Raw genomic sequence first — 17,056 nt, 5'->3', positions numbered from 1 at the left:
AATAATAGTAAATATATTTTGTAAAATAAAAAGAGCTCACTATGGCATTTACAGGTTCAGCACTTCAAAGAGAAACATTAACAATGATTTTAGCCGGTGGACAAGGTGAAAGACTTCATCCGTTAACCGGAATGCGCACAAAACCTTCCGTACCTTTCGGCGGGAAATACAGAATAATTGATTTTGCTTTATCAAATTGTTTGAACTCCGGTTTGCGAAAAATTTATGTTCTAACCCAGTATAAATCTGATTCTCTAAATCAGCATTTGTATGAAGCATGGAATATTTTTAATCCGGAACTTGGCGAATTTATTTATTCAATTCCACCGCAGAAAAAAACCGGAAATGAATGGTACCAAGGAACAGCAGATGCAATTTATCAAAATTTAAATTTGATGCGACAGAGAGATTATTCTTGGTGCTTAGTTCTGGGCGGTGATCATATTTACAAAATGGATTATATGAAAATGCTTCAATATCATATTGAGAAAAAAGCAGATTTATCCATTGCAAATATTATCACTCACAAAGAAGATGCCACGCGTTTTGGAATTATTGAAATTGATGAAGATTACAATGTAAAATCTTTTATCGAAAAACCGGCAGATCCACCTGAAATTCCGGGCAAACCCGGATTCTCTTTTGCAAATATGGGAATTTATATTTTTAACGTGAAAGCTTTAACCGATGTTTTAGAAGAACTTGTTGATCAGAATACTGCAAATTTAGATTTTGGAAAACATGTAATTCCTTTAATGGTAGAAAAACATTATAAAGTTCGTGCATTTAGATTTGAAGATGAAAATAATCCCGATAAACCTTATTGGGTTGATGTTGGAACAATTGAAAGTTATTACAAAGCAAGTATGGATTTGCTAAGTGTAAATCCGGATTTTAATTTATACGATTCCAATTGGCCTTTGCGAACAATGCAGAGACAAATGCCGCCGGCAAAAACACTTTCTCATGAAGGTGAAAGAGTTGGAAGAGCAATAAATTCTTTAGTTACTGATGGAACAATTATTTCTGGTGGTTTGGTGGAAAGGTCAATTATTGGGCCAAATGTAAAAGTAAATAGCTACACTTATATCACAGACTCCATAATTATGGATAATTGCAATATCGGAAGGCACACAAAGATACGCCGTGCAATTATTGATAAAAATGTTCACGTTCCGGAAAGAGAAGAAATTGGTTTTGATCCGGATATTGATAGAAAACGATTTACAGTTTCTGAAACCGGCATTGTTGTTATTCCAAAAAATTATAAATTCTAAGTTTACGTTTCATTAATAAAAAATTTAAATTGCGAATAGTTTGAAAAAATTATTCGCATTTTTTTTGCAATGATATGAATACCGAATTAAAAAATAAAATTTCTGCAATTCCCTCACTTCCTGGAGTTTACCAATTTTTTAATTCGGAAGGAAAAATAATTTATATCGGGAAAGCAATAAATTTACGCAGCAGAGTTCAATCATATTTTAGATCAAAAGTTGATTCGCCCAAAACCCAAGCGCTTGTAAGCAAAGTTGAGAATTTTGATATAATTGCGACAGAAAACGAAATTGAAGCCTTGGTTCTCGAAAATAATTTAATCAAAAAACACAAACCGCGTTATAATGTAAATTTAAAAGATGATAAATCTTATCCCTATATAAAAGTTACAAAAGAACCTTTTCCTCAAGTTTATCCAACTAGAGATATTGTTCAAGACGGATCAAAATATTTTGGTCCTTACACAGAAGTAAAAAGTATGAAAAATTCTTTGAGAATGATTAATAAATTATTCAAAATAAGAAGCTGTTCTTATTTCATTGATCAAAATGTTATTGAACAAAAAAAGATAAAAGTTTGTTTGGATTATCACATAAAAAAATGTGACGGACCTTGTGAAGGTTTGGTATCGGAAGAATTATATTCTAAAATGGTTAATCAAGTTGTAAAAGTTTTGAGGGGAAAAACTTCGGATTTAATTGATGAACTAAAATCAGAAATGAATGAAGTTAGTTCAAAATTACAATTTGAAAAAGCGGCAGAAATTAGAGATAAAATTGAGCAGTTAAATGTTTATTCGGAAAGACAAAAAATTGTTACAAATGATTTTGATGATAAAGATATTATTGCTTTGGCAATTGAAGCAAAAGATGTTGCTTGCACAATTTTGAACATTCGTTCCGGAAGGTTAGTCGGAAAACGACAATTAAAATTAAGTGTGGAATTAGATGAAGAACTAGAAAAAATCTACAGCTCAGCAATAAAATTTTATTACGGCGAATATGTTGAAATTCCAAAAATAATAATTCTTGAAATTTTACCGGATGACGATAAAACATTACTTGATTGGCTCAACTCAAAATCTGATAAAAAAGTAAATTTTGTAATTCCTAAAATTCAGAGCGAAGCAAAATCGCTTTTAACAATGTGTAAACAAAATGCAATTTTGCAACTGAAAGATATTCAGCTTCAGAAAATGAAAAAGGATGGAAATTTACCTTATGTTTTATCTTCCTTAAAAAGAGATTTGCGATTGAATGATCTTCCTAGAAAAATTGAATGTTTCGATATTTCAAATCTTCAAGGAACTGATACCGTTGCAAGCATGGTTGTATTTGTTGATGGAAAACCTAAAAAATCTTTGTACAGAAAATACATTATTAAATCTGTTGAAGGTCCAAATGATTTTGCGAGTATGCAAGAAGTAATCGAAAGACGCTACTCAAAATTAATTGAAGAAAATGAACAGCTTCCGGATTTAATTATGGTTGATGGTGGTAAAGGTCAGCTTTCAAGCGCGGTGGAAATTTTAGATAAACTTGAGATTAAAAAATATAATATTATTGGCTTGGCAAAAAGATTAGAAGAAGTATTTTTCCCGGGAATTTCCGAAGCTCAATCAATTCCTAAAACTTCTTCAAGTTTAAAATTATTGCAGCATTTACGAGATGAAGCTCATAGATTCGCAATAACATTTCACCGACAAAGAAGAGATAATAGAACTCTTCAAACTGAATTAACTGAGATAAAAGGAATTGGAGAGAAAGTTGCAGAAAAACTTCTACAAAATTTCAATAGTGTAAACCATATAAAATCAGCAAGTGAAGAAGAATTAGCAAAAATAATTGGAAAAACAAAAGCAAAGTTAGTTACTGAATTTTACTCAAATCAAGAAACTAGCATCGATCAAGAATTATAATTTAAAACAAAAAGCCAAGCAGCAAATTACACAAATTGAATACTGACCGCTGCTTCCTTCCGGACCTCACGGAGTTGGGCATCAACTTGTTAAAATGTGCTTGGCAAAATTGAGGTGTAAATATAATTATTTATTGTTTTAGATAAAATTCTTTTCTATACTTAATTGATTTTCATTTCTCTTATTCTTACTCATAATCTTACTCATTTTTATTATATAAATAATTGTCACAAGTTAAATTAAAAGCATGATTTTTAGAAAAAGAAAAAAAGAGTAAGATTAGGATTACGAGTAAGATTAAGAAAATAATGAAACTATGTCAATTCATTCATCACTTTTTTAAATTCATTTTCCCAGTTTAATTCTTTAGAAGATTTTTTACAGTTTTCAATAAGTTGTAAAAGTAAATTTTCATTCGTCAAAAGTTCATTAATTGAAGAAATAATTTCATCATCATTTTCAACATTTATGTATTTACCAACATTAAATTCATCAACAATTTTTTTCATTTGCGGTAAATCGCTGCACAAAACTGGAACACCAGCCATAATATATTCGAAGATTTTATTTGGTAGTGCGTAATAATAACTTAGACTAATATTTTCAATTAATGCAATTCCCAAATCCGCAGAAGCTGTGTAATTTAAAAGTTCATTATGATTTACAGAACCAATAAAATGAACTCTTTTTTGCAAATTTAATTTTATAGTTTCATTTTCAAATTTTGATTTAAATTCTCCGTCACCAACAATTACAAAATGCACATTTTCAATTTTGTTCAATAATTGAATTAATTTTAAAATTCCTCTGCCTTCTAAAATTACTCCTTGATACAACAAAATTTTCTGATCTAAATTAATTCCTAACTTTTTTCTTAAATCAACTTTTTCAAAATTATTTTTATACTTTGGCAAATTTCTCAATACAAGAATATTTTTTAACTCATATTTTTCTTCAAGAAATTCTTTATCCATTTCTCCGGTAACAAAAACACTGTCAACTTTTCCAATAAACTTACTTTCAATTTTTGCAATAATGTTTTGCACATTTGTTTTATTTCTTAATCCAGCTAAATGAGCATAAATTTCTCTGCTGTTATAAAATATTTTTGCTTTATTAAATTTTGCAAAAAAATATGTTACAGGAAGTGTATAAACATCCTCAGCAAAGTATATATCTGATTTATTTTTTAATAGATCTTTTATCAGTAAATAAAAAAATGAGAAGTAAAATTTTAAACTAGATTTCGATTTATCAAGTTTATAAATATTCGTTTTGCCAAGTTGGGATTTGAAATTTTCAGATTTCCAATCAAATGAAATTGTTTGAACAATGTAATTTAAATTCGATAAAGATTCAATCAAATTAACAACGCGCGAATCTTGATTTGCATTACCGAGAAAAGTAATTATTGCAGATTTTTTATAGGACATTTGAATGTCTATAATTTTATGTGAAGTGTATTTCTCATAATTGATTTTGCATCAAATTTTTCTTTGAAATCAATTAAACTTATACTTGGAGTCATCGGATTTTCAGCAGATGTATCTTGTGAAACTCCAATATCAACATAATTATAACCGCGCTCTGTTGCATCTTTTACAACTTCAAACATTACGCGCTGAATTGGTTTGTATTCGGCATATTCATAACGCAGCATATTGTAAAAACAAATTGCAACATTTTTATTTGCATAAAACATTAACGAACCGGCGATCGGTTCTTCATCTAGATAAACCATGAAAAGTTTAAGTCTGTCTGGCATAAGTTGCTTTAATTTCAACAAATCTTCATAAGAATGAGTTGGCTTTACGTTATGTCTTGCTTTGTTTTCAATTAATATCGGATAGAATTCATCATATTTTTCATTTACTTCAACTCGCACACCTTCTTTAATTGAATGACGAATATTTCTTCGTGTAGTTTGTGTAAATCTAGAAATTATATCAATGTTCGGATTTAGTTTTATTGCACTAGAAATATAATGTAGTTGAAATTTAAAACCTTGCCACAACATTGCAAAATCTAGATTATGATTTGGAAAAGTTTCGTAAATCATTGGAGCTGCTGTAAGTGTTAATTCACTAATTCCATTTTTTTTTGAATATTCCAAAAGTGCAGAAACAATTTCCATCGTTTCTTTAAAAGTTATATCCGGTATAACAATTGAGCCGTAACTTGCTCCAATTGGTGATTCAAAATGAGTTTTATCAATTAAGCTTCCGGGAAGAAGTGCTTTGATTTTATTCTTTTCAACAAATAATAAATGATTGAATTTGAATTTTCCTGGAGTGTGATAATCAAAAAATTTCTGCATGTGAAACATTGTTCCATTGCTTGATTTTAGAACAAACTCATCCCACTTTTCTTTCCATTCGGGTGCGTATTCAATAATTTCCATAATTACCAAAAGTATGTTGTTCGGTGGTTAAAAATACAAAATAAGAATATGTTTCACATAATTAAAAAAAAGCTAATTAATATTTTGAAACATATTTAGAAAACATATTGAAGGGAAATTGTATTAGCATTTCCGATATTATAATTAAATGGAGTAAATGCGTAATCCAAATTAAAACCATTATAGAAAACTCCAGCACCGAAAGAAATATTGCGAGATTCAATTCCATTTACATAACCTAATCTTAAAAAGAATTGTTTATCGTACCCAATTTCCGAGCCGAAATGAATATGTATAATTTCAGCATCGAAATAATTTTGAATTCCAAAAACCGGAATAATTTCCAATGAAGCTGATTCAACCGAAAATTTATAGGTAGCATTTAACAATAAATCTGATGGCAATTTAGTTTTTTCAAATCTTAAATTATTCATATTTCCTAAATTTCTTACTGATAAACCAAAATTCAGATTTTCAAAAATATCTGCATAAATTAAACCTAAATCATATCCAAAACCAGTCGCATCATCTGTAAAAATACTTTCGTATAAATATTTGATTGAAAAGCCGAAGTAAATATTTTCAGTCAAACCAAATCCGGATGATAAATTTCCGTAAAAATAATTTACATCAAAAGTTGATTGCGGTTTTTCTGATGGTTGAGTTCTTACTTCAAAATCTTTTATCTTTGTAGTATTTGCACTTATTGATAATGGAATTCCCCATAAAATAAAATTTGAACCAACAACTTGACATGATAAATCTTGAATCCAAGCTTGGTGTGAAAACATAATGCTGGCAGTATTATTTAGGTTTACTGCCGCCGGATTATAATAAACCGAAGAAACATTTCCGTCTAAAAATCCAATATCAGAAACGGCTATTGTTTTTGCACTTGGTCCAATTTTTAAAAAAGATAATCCGCTTTCACCTGCATTTTGTGCAAACACTGAAAAGACAATTATGAAATTTAAAGCAAATATTTTTTTTATCATTTTGTTTTCAAATAATTCTTCAAAAAATTAACCATAAAGGACACAAAGTTATTCTCAAAGATCACAAAAATAGAATTTAAAATAAAATTTCAATTCCAATTATATGATGATCATAAGATGCATAAGGTTCAATGGAATAGGCATAATTTACACCAATTAAAATTTCACTAAACGTTTTAGAATATGAAAATCCAAATGCTGGTTTCAACGGAATATCAAAATTGGAAACACTAATTCTATCAATTCCGCCTCTTAAAAAGAAATTTTCAATTACATTATATTCTGTACCTAATCTTACAAAATCTGTTTCCGCATTACTGTGTTCAAATTCAATTGTTGCAACTAATTTCGGATCATCGAATTTATATGCAGAAGATATTTTCATCAAAAAAGGGAAATTATTTATTGTTGAATTTCCTTCGGTTCCGTAAAGCTCACTTGTATCCCATTTGTATTTTGTATTTATATCAGTCATTACAAATGCAAAATTTAGATTTTTATTAAACTTATATAAAGCGCCAATATCAAATCCAAATCCCGATGAAGTAATATCTTCGTAAAGTTTGTAATAGAATAATTTGAGTCCAACACCCAATGCAAATTTTTCTGAAAATCTGTTTGAGAAATTTAGAAAGAATTGATTTTCTGATGTTGAAAGAGTTTTAAACTTTTCACCTTGACTATCACGTCCATCGATATTGCTCACGCCGGCATTGATTATTCCAAAACTTATTCCGGCAATTGATCGAGGTTTTCCATTAGCGGATTTACTTTTCCCAAATTCAATTTTTCTTGTAAAATTTAGAAAATTTAATGATCTATCTAATGACAAGAACGAATATGAACTTTGAAAATAATTTTTTTCTTGAAATGCGGATAATGCCGGATTGTAATATGAAACTAAATTTCCTTCATCTAAAGCCGAGATGGAATTTCCCATTGAAATTCCGCGCGCACCAAAACCCATGCGGGTAAAAGCTCCAGCCATACTATTTAATTTAGAAAATTCCGGTTGAGCAAAAATAGAAGAGGAAATTAAAATCAACATTCCAAATATTGCGACAAAAAATATTCTACGCATTTTCTTCATTACATCAATACCATAATTTTACCATAAGTTTGTTTACTTTTCCCGATATCAATTCTGAAAAAATAAACTCCGTTTGGAACTATTTCATTATTCTCATCGCGTCCGTTCCAATAATCAATATTATCTTTGCTTCCCGGTCTATTTGCATTTTGAATAATAGTTTTAACTAAATTCATCCCAAAATCAAATATTCTAATTGTAACTTCTTGATTTTCGCCATCAAAATTATATTTTATATTAATTTGTTCTTCATCTGGTTTAAATGGATTCGGAAAAGCAATCGCTTCTGATCCCGAATTTACTTTTGGTGATGAAAGAAAAACTTTCCACGTTCCCATCCATATTCCATCGGTTTCAGTGAGTTTTGCCGTTCCAGCTTCAGAACCCAACCAAATATTATTATTTTGTGAAATATCAAGAACGCAATTTAGTGCTCTAAATTTATTTGTGTTCAATAAAACATTTGTTTCAGAATCTTGAATCTGCGGAATATTTATCCAAGTTTTTCCAAAATCATTTGAACGAAAAACTCCATTATCTGTTGCCACAATTACATCAGACTCGGCACCATTTGTCTGAAATGTAAAATCAATATCATGGATATTTTCACCAGACAAATATGTATTCCAATTTTCACCAAAATCTGATGAAGAACTTAATCCATAATATTCTGTTGTTCCTTCAGCTTTCCAAGTTGCAGCCCAAATTGTATTTCTAGAAAAATCGTAATCAATTTTTAATACAAAATTTCCACTTATAGAATTTTCTTGATTTGTATGATTAAATTTCTTCCAGCTAATTCCATTATCGTTACTTAAGTTAATTCCGTTTGCCGTCCCGACTAAAATTGTAGAATCATTCAAAGTTTTGAGTGAAAAAAATCTGTGATTTAAATTATCTTCAAATCCTAAAGCTCCAGAAGATGGAGAAACAGTAAAATCTAAAACATCGGTTGGTTTAATAGAATCAAGATAATCCGGCGGCACAACAACTTTTTGCCAAGTTTTTCCAACATCTGTACTTTTTCTAAATCCGCCATAAAAAGATGCAATCCAAATTGTATTTTTTGTAAATGCAATACTTCTTGTAAAATTTCCTTCTTCAACCGGAATTGGCAATGCACGCAAAGTATTAATTCCGTATACAATTGATGAATCATCCTCAGCATCAACTGGTTGAGGAATATCAATCCATGTTTCTCCTTTGTCAGCGGAATAGTGAAGCCCGGAACCAACAGGAACAACATCATCGGAATTTTCAAGAGGGTGCCAAGTTGCGCACCAAATAGTATCATTATTTATTGCAAGAGCAGATATTCCTTCTTCACCAAATTTATAATTTGTCCAACTTTCTCCACCATCTGTCGATTTACCTAAACCTAATGTTGTAGCAACCCAAATATCATTTCCCATAAAATCAATATATTCCACAGCGTTTCCGCTTGGAGTTGGGTCTGCTAAAATCTTAGCCATATTTAATTTATCTAAAGTAAATTTATTTGGTAATTTTTGTGCTAACAAACTTACTGCAAACATTAACGAAATTGTGATAAAATATTTTTTCAAAATTAATTTACTTTTAGTGAAAAATTAATTGTATTACTTACTAATCCGGATTTATCAACAGCATTAAATTTGAAATGCCAAAATCCGGTTTGAGATGATTGCCCAAAACTATTTTTTAGAGAATATATTCCATCACCTCGAACTTCATCACCGGAACCGGAAACATCCCCATTATCAAACATTGGAAATTTTGTGATTGTATTGTTAGCATCAACAAAAACAACAGAGCTATCCGGTCTTAGTAATTCAAAATATACTTGTTGAATATCGCTCAATCCATTTGGTTCATTTACTTTTAAAGTAAAAACAAATGTTGTATTTCTATCTACTGAAGAAGGAATATTTAAATCAGAAATTACCGGAGGAAGATTTTCTGCACTGCTTAGATATTTAAACTTTTTAACGCCAATTTTCTTAATATTTTCACCAGCCGGATTTACATTATCTTCAACATAAAAATCAATTTCATAATTTCCCGGAAGCATACTTTCGCTAAATATAATTTCACCCGAATATGTTTTTTTAATACTTGAACTATTTGTATTCATTAAAATTCTATCAGTAATTTCTTCACTTCCGTCTTCATTAAATAAAATAAACCAAACCGATTTTACTGATTGCGATTTATTTATTGAAACAAAATTTTGCAATTTTGTATTTGTTGCGGAATAAGCAAATTCATCTGGCGAGGAAATAGATTCAACAAAATAATCAGCATTTTCCTTTTCAATAACATCGTTAGGAATTTCTTCGCAACTTAAAAATATTGCGATTGAAACGATGTAAAATATTTTCATCAATTTTATTTTCATATTAAAAAAGATGTAATTGCTTGAAGAATATTGATTAGAAACCACATTAAAATTTACTGTCTTATTTTTGTTGGGAAAATTTAATTAAAAAGTAGCAAATTTTTCTATGGTCACCTTTTGATTTTTGTAGATTAAAATTTAGATAAGTGATTGTAAACTATCAAGTACAATTTTTATTGCCTTTTAGAAACTTATATAAAATGGTGATGGTGAAAATGAAATTAATAAAATGAACAAACTGAAATAACCTAAAATTCTTCTTTTCAAATCTAGTTTTTCAAAATGTCTAACTGGTGGATGTTTAACTTTTATTATGAAGAAAAGAATTACTGCCCAAAACATCCAGCCGGTCCAGCCGAAACCGATTCCTAATTCTAAAAATCCGTCAATAATTCCGGAAATTCCAAATACAACTAAAAATATCATAGATATACTAGCAACAGCTTCTTGAATTTTTGGTCCGAACATACTAAATACAATATGACCGCCATCTAATTGCCCAACCGGAATCATATTCATTGCTGTGATTAAAAGTCCGAACCAGCCCGTCATCAAATATGGATAATGATAAACTTCAGTCATAGGAGGAATAAAATCACTGCTGGAAGTTAAAACTGATTTTAAAAATAGAAAAAGCAAACTGTTTCCAAATTCTAACGAGATTGTATTTTTCCCATAATCCGGTGAAAAATAATCGGGGTGAATTGCAAGAATATAATCTTGCGAAGGAAGATGTGTAAATCCATAAACCAAAACAATTATTGATGCAACAAATCCGGCAATTGGTCCGGCAACTCCAATATCAAACATTGCTTTGTTTGTAGGAATTTCCGATTTAGTTCTGATCACTGCCCCCATTGTTCCAAAATTAAAAAATTCCGGAATTGGCGGAATTGGAATAAAATACGGAAGTGTTGCTTTTACTTTGTGAAATTTTGCAGCAAAATAATGCCCAAATTCATGAGTTGCAAGAATGAATAATGCGGAAAGTGAATATGGAAGCCCGATTGCCAAAGATTCTAAATCGTACGGTCCCATGGTTCCTGTTACCCATTCTGTTCCGGCAATTACAGTTGTAATAAAAGTTATAACAAAAAGTAATAAATGAAAAATGGGATTTTGATAAAATTTATTTTTTTGCAATTAAATTTTTTCCTAAAACTATAAATCTAGATTAAAACCAAATGAAGTGAAATTTTCTTTAATATCAAAATATTCACCATGAATATTGTATCCGTTGAAATATCTTAAATAAATTTTTAAACCTTTTCCAGATTGTTGCCCAAATTTTAATCCGGTTTCTAAAGAATTGTTTCCAGTGTAACTGTAAATATTTATTAAACGAAAATCATATGCAAAATATGGAGTTAAATTTTCAGAAATTAAATCTGATATAAAATAATCAAATCCTATTTGATATTGATCTTGACCAATATTTTTCGGATCGGTTTTATAAATGTATGTAAGTCCAAAATAAATTCTTAAAGCGCTAATTCTAATAAAAGGAATAAGTTCAAAAAATTCTCTACTATAAACTTTTGGATTTCTATTATCTCTCCATTGATTCAAATCTTTATCAAAATGGCCATCGACAAAATGTGCGCTAATGTGACTTAATCTTAATCTTGTGCCAAATTCATTTTTATTAAATATTTTTTTATAGCCAAAATTTACACCGAATAAATAATCAACTGCATCAACCGGAAAATGAAAATCATTTTGACTTCTTAACAAAGTATATGTGAATAAATCTGCACCAATAGAAATTTTATTTTTCTCATCAATACTGTAATGAAGAATATCTAAAGAATTTCCAACATTTAGACTTAATTCGTTTTTATCAGTTTTAAACTCAAAGCCCAATTTTGGTTCTAAAGTATTTGCAACAAATGGATGAACTAATAAATTCGAAGGAAATAATTCCAAATTATCTTGTGCAAAATTTTTACTAAAAGAAATATTTAATATGAAAAAAATCAGTAAAATATTTTTTCTTGATAAATAATTTTCTAAAATTTTATTAGTGTGATTGTGTGAATAATATTTCATGAATTTTAGTTTTTGATAATCTTTTTAATTTTCTGTTTAACTAATTTGTTGTAACCATATTTAAATTTGGAAGTTACACTTGCCAATCCATATAAATTTGTTGGGAATGCAAACGATGGTTCAAAATAGCAATTTACTGTACAGCCTTGACAAAACTCAAATCTTCCTTCCATTTTAAAAAAGTATTTATACTTTTCACTTTGCATAATTTCTTTAATTGGTTTATCAATTTTAATTTTGTCGCTTTCAAAATGATAGCAAGGAAGAATAATTTCGTTAAACGGCGAAATTACAATTACTCTTGAAACTGCTTTGCACAAAGGATTTTGAATATCATTTCCACCATTTCTGCGCAATGTTAAAAAAGATGGATTTATATAGATATCCAATTTGCCATCAACATACTCATCAATAAAATCCATTGCTTCATTTGATAAGCCCGGATTTCCAAAATATGAAAACACTGGATTAACCAATAAAACTAAATCTCTTTTGGCAGCTAACTCATGCATTTGCGGAAGTTTTTTGTAAGTATCATTCGTAACAGTAAAAAGTATATCCGGAAATTCACCAATACTTTTTGCAATTTCAACACTTTTCAAAACAGAATTGTAGCAATCTATTTTTCTAATTTTGTTATGTTCATCTTCATCTGGTGAATCCAAAGAAAAATGAAGCAAATTTACTTTTCCAGCAAGAGATTCTGCAAATTTCTTATATAATAATGTATTTGTAGTAATGCTGGTTTGCATTTTATAACTTTTTGCAAGCGTAACCATTTCTGCAATATCTTTATTAAGCAAAGGTTCGCCGCCGGTTAGATCAATAAATTTTACACCTAATTCATAAAGTTGCGAAATATTATTTTTAAAATCTTCAATATTTGCATGAGGTGTGTTTTTAAATTTGCCATGTTCCGCAAAATGACAAAACTCGCAGAAAGCATTGCATCTATAAGTAACATAATAGTTACACAAAAGCAGCATTAAAATTCCCTACCTTTCCACATCACTTTTCTGCTAAAAAATAAATTTACTCCGGTAATTAAAAAATAAATTGGAACATAAATTTCAAAAGCAATAAAATTCACAATTTTTAATTTGAGTTTTAAGCTTTTATATACATTTGAAATCATAAAATAATCTGTTAGTATTTTGAATACCAAAAGATAAATTAATGTTGAAGAATAAAATAAAGGAATTAAAAGCGACATCAACATTGTAGTTATTGCTGTTCCAATTACAAAAGCTCCATCAAGCCTTACATTTAATCCACCCACTGCCCATCTCTTTTTCTGTCGAAATAAAGTTTTGGTATCTGCACACGGTTTTGACGTAACTAATCCTCCGGCATCAAGCGGATAAATTATTTTATATTTTTTATGATCATAAATTGCCATTAATAATTGAAAATCTTCTGTTACAGAAAATGGAATTTTTTCATATCCACCGACTTCCAAATATGCAGATTTTCTGTATGACATATTATTTCCAATTGCAGAAATTGGTTTCCAAATATTTATTGAACCAGCAGCAACAATTAACAAATAAATAAAGTCAACATCTTGAACTGCTTCAAAAATATTTTCTGCTTTTTGATTTGTATAACCACAAACCATTCCAACATTATCTGTATAATAGCTTGCTAAAGTTTTTACCCAATTTTGATTTACAACACAATCAGCATCAGTTGTGAAAATAATTTCACCTTTTGAAATTTCTATAGCATTTGCAATTGCGTGGGCTTTTCCTTTTGTTTCACCAAAATTTTTTATTGGTTGAATGAGTTTAAAAACCGGTTTATCCGCAATAAAATTTTCAATAATATTTTTTGTTTGATCATCAGAATAATCATCGACAATAATTATTTCCAATTTTTCTTTAGGATAAATTAATTTATCCAACGATTGCAAACATTCCAGAATATTGTTTTCTTCATTTCTTGCTGCAACAATTACAGAACAGTTTGGCAATTTTTCATCATTAATTTGTGTGAATTGCTTTTTTGCACCAATTGAAATTAAAATTGCTTGAATGAAATAAAGTGAAACTGCAATTATGAAAAGTGTCTCAAACATTCAGAAGGTTTTCCAATTTGATAATTTTTATTTACCGATTCTTCCACAATAATTTTTATCGTATCTAAAATTATATCTTTTGATTTATTGCTATCGTGCAAAACTATTATTGAGTTTTGAGTTAAATAATTTTGTACGGCAAATTTAACAATATTTATTTCATTTTTGTAATCAAATGTAAGCAATGACCAAAGTACATTTCTGAGTTGAAATGAATTAAGAATTTTTTTTGTTCGAAAATCAAATCTTCCATAAGGCGGGCGAAAATATTTTATTCTATAATTTAATTTTTCCCAAGCAAAATTTTGCACTGATTTTATTGAAGAATGAATTTCCGAAGAGTTTAATTTTGAAATTTTCTGATGTTTTAAAGTATGATTTCCAATTTCATGTCCTTCAGCTAAAATGTCTGAAGCCAATGAATTATATTTCTGAAGATTATCACCGACACAGAAAAATATTGATTTAATATTATTTTTTTGCAATTCCTTTAAAATAATTTCTGTTGTATTTGGATTTGGTCCATCATCAAAAGTTAAAAGTATTTTACTAATATAAGATTCCCATTGAAAATCTGAGAAAATATTTTTTAGTAAACTTGGCGGATTATATTTCCATTTCATCTTTTTATTTTTCTTCCTTTCCATTCGTAGTTGCCGAATAATCCGGAAATTCCGGCAAATATTATATAAGGAATATGTAAAATTTCTGCAACGAAAAATAATTTCATATTTACTTTCTTAAACAAATCGACCGATTCTTGCCGCATGATATAGTTTTCTGAAATTAATTTAAAAATAAAACTGAAGATAAGACTCACGAAGAATAATTTATTAAAAAATAATCCAAGTAAAAATTGAGCTAAAAAACTGAAATAGAACAAATATATAATTGCCAATTTTATTGTTATTGATTTTTTGACATAATAAAAACTTTTACTTGCCCAACGTTTACGCTGATTTATAAATTCCTTTATTGATGAATTTGGATTTGTAAATGATATTGCATTTTTATCATAACAAAATTTTATTTTAAAATTTGTATTGGATGAAATTTTTTGCATTAAAAATTCATCATCTCCGGAAGAAAGATTTAAATTATCATCATAACCGTTAACCATTTTAAAAACGGATTTTCTAAATCCTAAATTTGCAGCATTGCAAATTATCGGCTCTTTAATTCCAATTAAAGCTGCGCCAACAATAATCAAACTTGAGAATTCTAATCTTTGTAATTTCGAAAATAAATTTTCGTCTTCGATAAATTCAACCGGACCGGAAACAAATCCAGTTTCAGAATCGAATTTATTTTTCATTATTTCTAACCAATTTTTACCATGAATACAATCAGCATCTGTGGTAATAATAATTTCACCTTTTGCAATTTCAATTGCTTGATTAAGTGCTAGTTTTTTGTGTGCGCGATTTGTTAAACTTGAATTGGATTTAATAATTTTTACATTTTGTGATGTGACCGAACTTTGTAATATCTCAAAAGAATTATCATCGGAATTGTCATCAACATAAATAATTTCATACTGATTTTGGGGAATTGATTGTGATTCTATACTTAGTAAACTTTTAAAAATATTTTTTTCTTCATTTCTAAATGGAATTATTACACTTACAAATTCATCATTTTTAATTTCCGAATTCTCACTTTTAACAATCTTAATTCCTTCAACAATTTTTATTAGAAAGATTAGATAATAAAATCCGAGAAATGCAAATATGATAAACAGAATAATCATTTATTTTTTTTAATAAGTAATATTAAACCAATAATTGATGGAATTAAAAGATTAAATAGAAATAAAAATATTGCGGAATTAAATCCAACAGCTTTTGAGAAACTCATTTTTGATAAAACCAAAATTGAAGAACTTTCCCTAATTCCTAAATCGGCAAAAGAAATAAACGATAAAACGCTTTTTACAAACATTACTATAGTGCCAGCCCAAAATGAGTATATTAAATTTCCACCGTTGTTAAAAGCTACAACTAATAATGCATATTGAAATATGTAGAGAAAATAAAAGAATATTGAATAGAAAATTAACTTGCGTAAATTAACTTTACCTAACTCTTTTACATATTTTAATTCAACAATAAGATTTTTGAAAAAAGTAAACTTTTCCTTAAGATAATTTACAATTCCGGTTGATTTTCTTACACCGATTATAAAGTAATAAATCGAAATGATGGAAACTACAAAAATTAAAAAAGCTATGGCAGCAAACTTAAATGAGTAATATTTATTCAAAAATAATATTGTTGAAATTGATCCAAAAACTAACACAAAAATTAAAGAAGTAAATTTTTCAATTATTGTAGCAATTGTAACTTTCATTAATCCAATGTTTTCAAAAGCTAATTTACGACCAACATATTCCCCAATTCTTATTGGTGTAGCAATTCCGCCGCTAAAACCGTAAAACAAAGAAAGTAAAATTTTATTTTTATCTTTAATTTTCAAAAGTGAATTGCAAACAACTTCCCATTTTAAAAATTGCATATATATATTCAAAAAACTAAGTATGAAAACAAATGCCAAAATTAATTTATCGGATTTTTTAATCGCAAAAATTATTGCATCATAATTAACATATTGAACCAAATAGACTAATAATAGAATTGCAATTATTATTTTGGTAAAAAGTTTTATTTTATTTTTAATCATTGATGATTTTGGGGAATTTTATCTAAAATACTAAATGTATTTATAACCAAAGATAACTAATAAATTTTGAATTAAAGTTAGTTAAAAGACCTTCAAAAATAAAGATAATCAATTTTTGGATGAGTATTGATTTTGAATTATGAAAGCGAAAAATTTATTACATGTAAACAATTATTAAGATTCTTATTTTTG

At 28.4% G+C, this 17,056-nt stretch carries 15 protein-coding genes and 1 other RNA gene; 2 read left to right on the top strand and 14 right to left on the bottom strand.

Features of this window, described 5'->3' with window-relative positions; genetic code table 11:
* Window positions 1-41: 41 nt before the first annotated feature.
* Together glgC and IPM32_10675 are read left to right on the top strand one after the other, a co-directional pair.
* Entirely contained in the window at window positions 42-1,277 is a 1,236-nt protein-coding gene (glgC, locus tag IPM32_10680) for a glucose-1-phosphate adenylyltransferase (protein MBK8945717.1), read from the top strand.
* 74 nt (window positions 1,278-1,351) lie between these two features.
* Entirely contained in the window at window positions 1,352-3,196 is a 1,845-nt protein-coding gene (locus tag IPM32_10675) for an excinuclease ABC subunit C (protein MBK8945716.1), read from the top strand.
* A 9-nt stretch (window positions 3,197-3,205) separates the two neighbouring features.
* Here the strand turns inward: IPM32_10675 and ffs are convergent.
* The 14 genes from ffs to IPM32_10605 form a co-directional block, all read right to left on the bottom strand.
* Window positions 3,206-3,302, bottom strand: an RNA gene (gene ffs / locus IPM32_10670) — signal recognition particle sRNA small type.
* A 208-nt stretch (window positions 3,303-3,510) separates the two neighbouring features.
* Entirely contained in the window at window positions 3,511-4,629 is a 1,119-nt protein-coding gene (locus tag IPM32_10665) for a glycosyltransferase (GenBank protein ID MBK8945715.1), read from the bottom strand.
* Between the two features lie 8 nt (window positions 4,630-4,637).
* On the bottom strand, window positions 4,638-5,597 hold the full coding sequence (locus IPM32_10660) for a GNAT family N-acetyltransferase (GenBank protein ID MBK8945714.1): 960 nt from the start codon (window positions 5,595-5,597) through the stop codon (window positions 4,638-4,640).
* Between the two features lie 95 nt (window positions 5,598-5,692).
* On the bottom strand, window positions 5,693-6,592 hold the full coding sequence (locus IPM32_10655) for a PorV/PorQ family protein (protein ID MBK8945713.1): 900 nt from the start codon (window positions 6,590-6,592) through the stop codon (window positions 5,693-5,695).
* 76 nt (window positions 6,593-6,668) lie between these two features.
* Window positions 6,669-7,640, bottom strand: a complete 972-nt coding sequence (locus IPM32_10650; GenBank protein MBK8945712.1) for a hypothetical protein — start codon at window positions 7,638-7,640, stop codon at window positions 6,669-6,671.
* Between the two features lie 41 nt (window positions 7,641-7,681).
* The gene (locus IPM32_10645; GenBank protein MBK8945711.1) at window positions 7,682-9,247 is read right to left on the bottom strand and encodes a hypothetical protein; all 1,566 of its coding nucleotides are present in this window, start codon (window positions 9,245-9,247) and stop codon (window positions 7,682-7,684) included.
* Between the two features lie 2 nt (window positions 9,248-9,249).
* A complete protein-coding gene (locus tag IPM32_10640; GenBank protein ID MBK8945710.1) occupies window positions 9,250-10,044 on the bottom strand; it encodes a hypothetical protein in 795 nt (264 codons plus the stop codon).
* 198 nt (window positions 10,045-10,242) lie between these two features.
* A complete protein-coding gene (locus IPM32_10635; GenBank protein ID MBK8945709.1) occupies window positions 10,243-11,097 on the bottom strand; it encodes a site-2 protease family protein in 855 nt (284 codons plus the stop codon).
* A 123-nt stretch (window positions 11,098-11,220) separates the two neighbouring features.
* Window positions 11,221-12,108: a DUF1207 domain-containing protein gene (locus tag IPM32_10630; protein MBK8945708.1), complete on the bottom strand. Its 888-nt coding sequence runs from the start codon at window positions 12,106-12,108 to the stop codon at window positions 11,221-11,223.
* Between the two features lie 5 nt (window positions 12,109-12,113).
* On the bottom strand, window positions 12,114-13,094 hold the full coding sequence (locus IPM32_10625) for a radical SAM protein (GenBank protein MBK8945707.1): 981 nt from the start codon (window positions 13,092-13,094) through the stop codon (window positions 12,114-12,116).
* Window positions 13,094-14,185, bottom strand: coding sequence for a glycosyltransferase (locus IPM32_10620; protein ID MBK8945706.1), 1,092 nt, complete (start codon window positions 14,183-14,185; stop codon window positions 13,094-13,096). Before IPM32_10620 ends, IPM32_10625 begins: the two co-directional genes overlap by 1 nt.
* Window positions 14,164-14,832 (bottom strand): polysaccharide deacetylase family protein, encoded by a 669-nt coding sequence (locus tag IPM32_10615; GenBank protein MBK8945705.1) that lies wholly within the window; start codon window positions 14,830-14,832, stop codon window positions 14,164-14,166. Before IPM32_10615 ends, IPM32_10620 begins: the two co-directional genes overlap by 22 nt.
* Complete coding sequence (locus IPM32_10610) at window positions 14,805-15,935, bottom strand: glycosyltransferase (protein MBK8945704.1); 1,131 nt, start codon at window positions 15,933-15,935, stop codon at window positions 14,805-14,807. Before IPM32_10610 ends, IPM32_10615 begins: the two co-directional genes overlap by 28 nt.
* Complete coding sequence (locus tag IPM32_10605) at window positions 15,932-16,864, bottom strand: flippase-like domain-containing protein (protein MBK8945703.1); 933 nt, start codon at window positions 16,862-16,864, stop codon at window positions 15,932-15,934. Before IPM32_10605 ends, IPM32_10610 begins: the two co-directional genes overlap by 4 nt.
* Window positions 16,865-17,056: the final 192 nt, after the last annotated feature.

This window comes from Ignavibacteriota bacterium, from assembly GCA_016716225.1.
In the GTDB taxonomy this organism is placed as follows: Bacteria; Bacteroidota; Ignavibacteria; order Ignavibacteriales; family Melioribacteraceae.
The sequence above is the reverse complement of the archived record's forward strand: the minus strand, read 5'-3'. Positions and strand labels throughout refer to the sequence as shown.

Excerpts from the sequence above, each read along its gene's own strand:
- glgC (MBK8945717.1), top strand. The coding sequence starts at position 42 with ATGGCATTTACAGGTTCAGCACTTCAAAGAGAAACATTAACAATGATT.
- IPM32_10675 (MBK8945716.1), top strand. The coding sequence starts at position 1,352 with ATGAATACCGAATTAAAAAATAAAATTTCTGCAATTCCCTCACTTCCT.
- IPM32_10665 (MBK8945715.1), bottom strand. The coding sequence starts at position 4,629 with ATGTCCTATAAAAAATCTGCAATAATTACTTTTCTCGGTAATGCAAAT.
- IPM32_10660 (MBK8945714.1), bottom strand. The coding sequence starts at position 5,597 with ATGGAAATTATTGAATACGCACCCGAATGGAAAGAAAAGTGGGATGAG.
- IPM32_10655 (MBK8945713.1), bottom strand. The coding sequence starts at position 6,592 with ATGATAAAAAAAATATTTGCTTTAAATTTCATAATTGTCTTTTCAGTG.
- IPM32_10650 (MBK8945712.1), bottom strand. The coding sequence starts at position 7,640 with ATGTTGATTTTAATTTCCTCTTCTATTTTTGCTCAACCGGAATTTTCT.
- IPM32_10640 (MBK8945710.1), bottom strand. The coding sequence starts at position 10,044 with ATGAAAATATTTTACATCGTTTCAATCGCAATATTTTTAAGTTGCGAA.
- IPM32_10635 (MBK8945709.1), bottom strand. The coding sequence starts at position 11,097 with ATGGGACCGTACGATTTAGAATCTTTGGCAATCGGGCTTCCATATTCA.
- IPM32_10630 (MBK8945708.1), bottom strand. The coding sequence starts at position 12,108 with ATGAAATATTATTCACACAATCACACTAATAAAATTTTAGAAAATTAT.
- IPM32_10625 (MBK8945707.1), bottom strand. The coding sequence starts at position 13,094 with ATGCTGCTTTTGTGTAACTATTATGTTACTTATAGATGCAATGCTTTC.
- IPM32_10620 (MBK8945706.1), bottom strand. The coding sequence starts at position 14,185 with ATGTTTGAGACACTTTTCATAATTGCAGTTTCACTTTATTTCATTCAA.
- IPM32_10615 (MBK8945705.1), bottom strand. The coding sequence starts at position 14,832 with ATGGAAAGGAAGAAAAATAAAAAGATGAAATGGAAATATAATCCGCCA.
- IPM32_10610 (MBK8945704.1), bottom strand. The coding sequence starts at position 15,935 with ATGATTATTCTGTTTATCATATTTGCATTTCTCGGATTTTATTATCTA.
- IPM32_10605 (MBK8945703.1), bottom strand. The coding sequence starts at position 16,864 with ATGATTAAAAATAAAATAAAACTTTTTACCAAAATAATAATTGCAATT.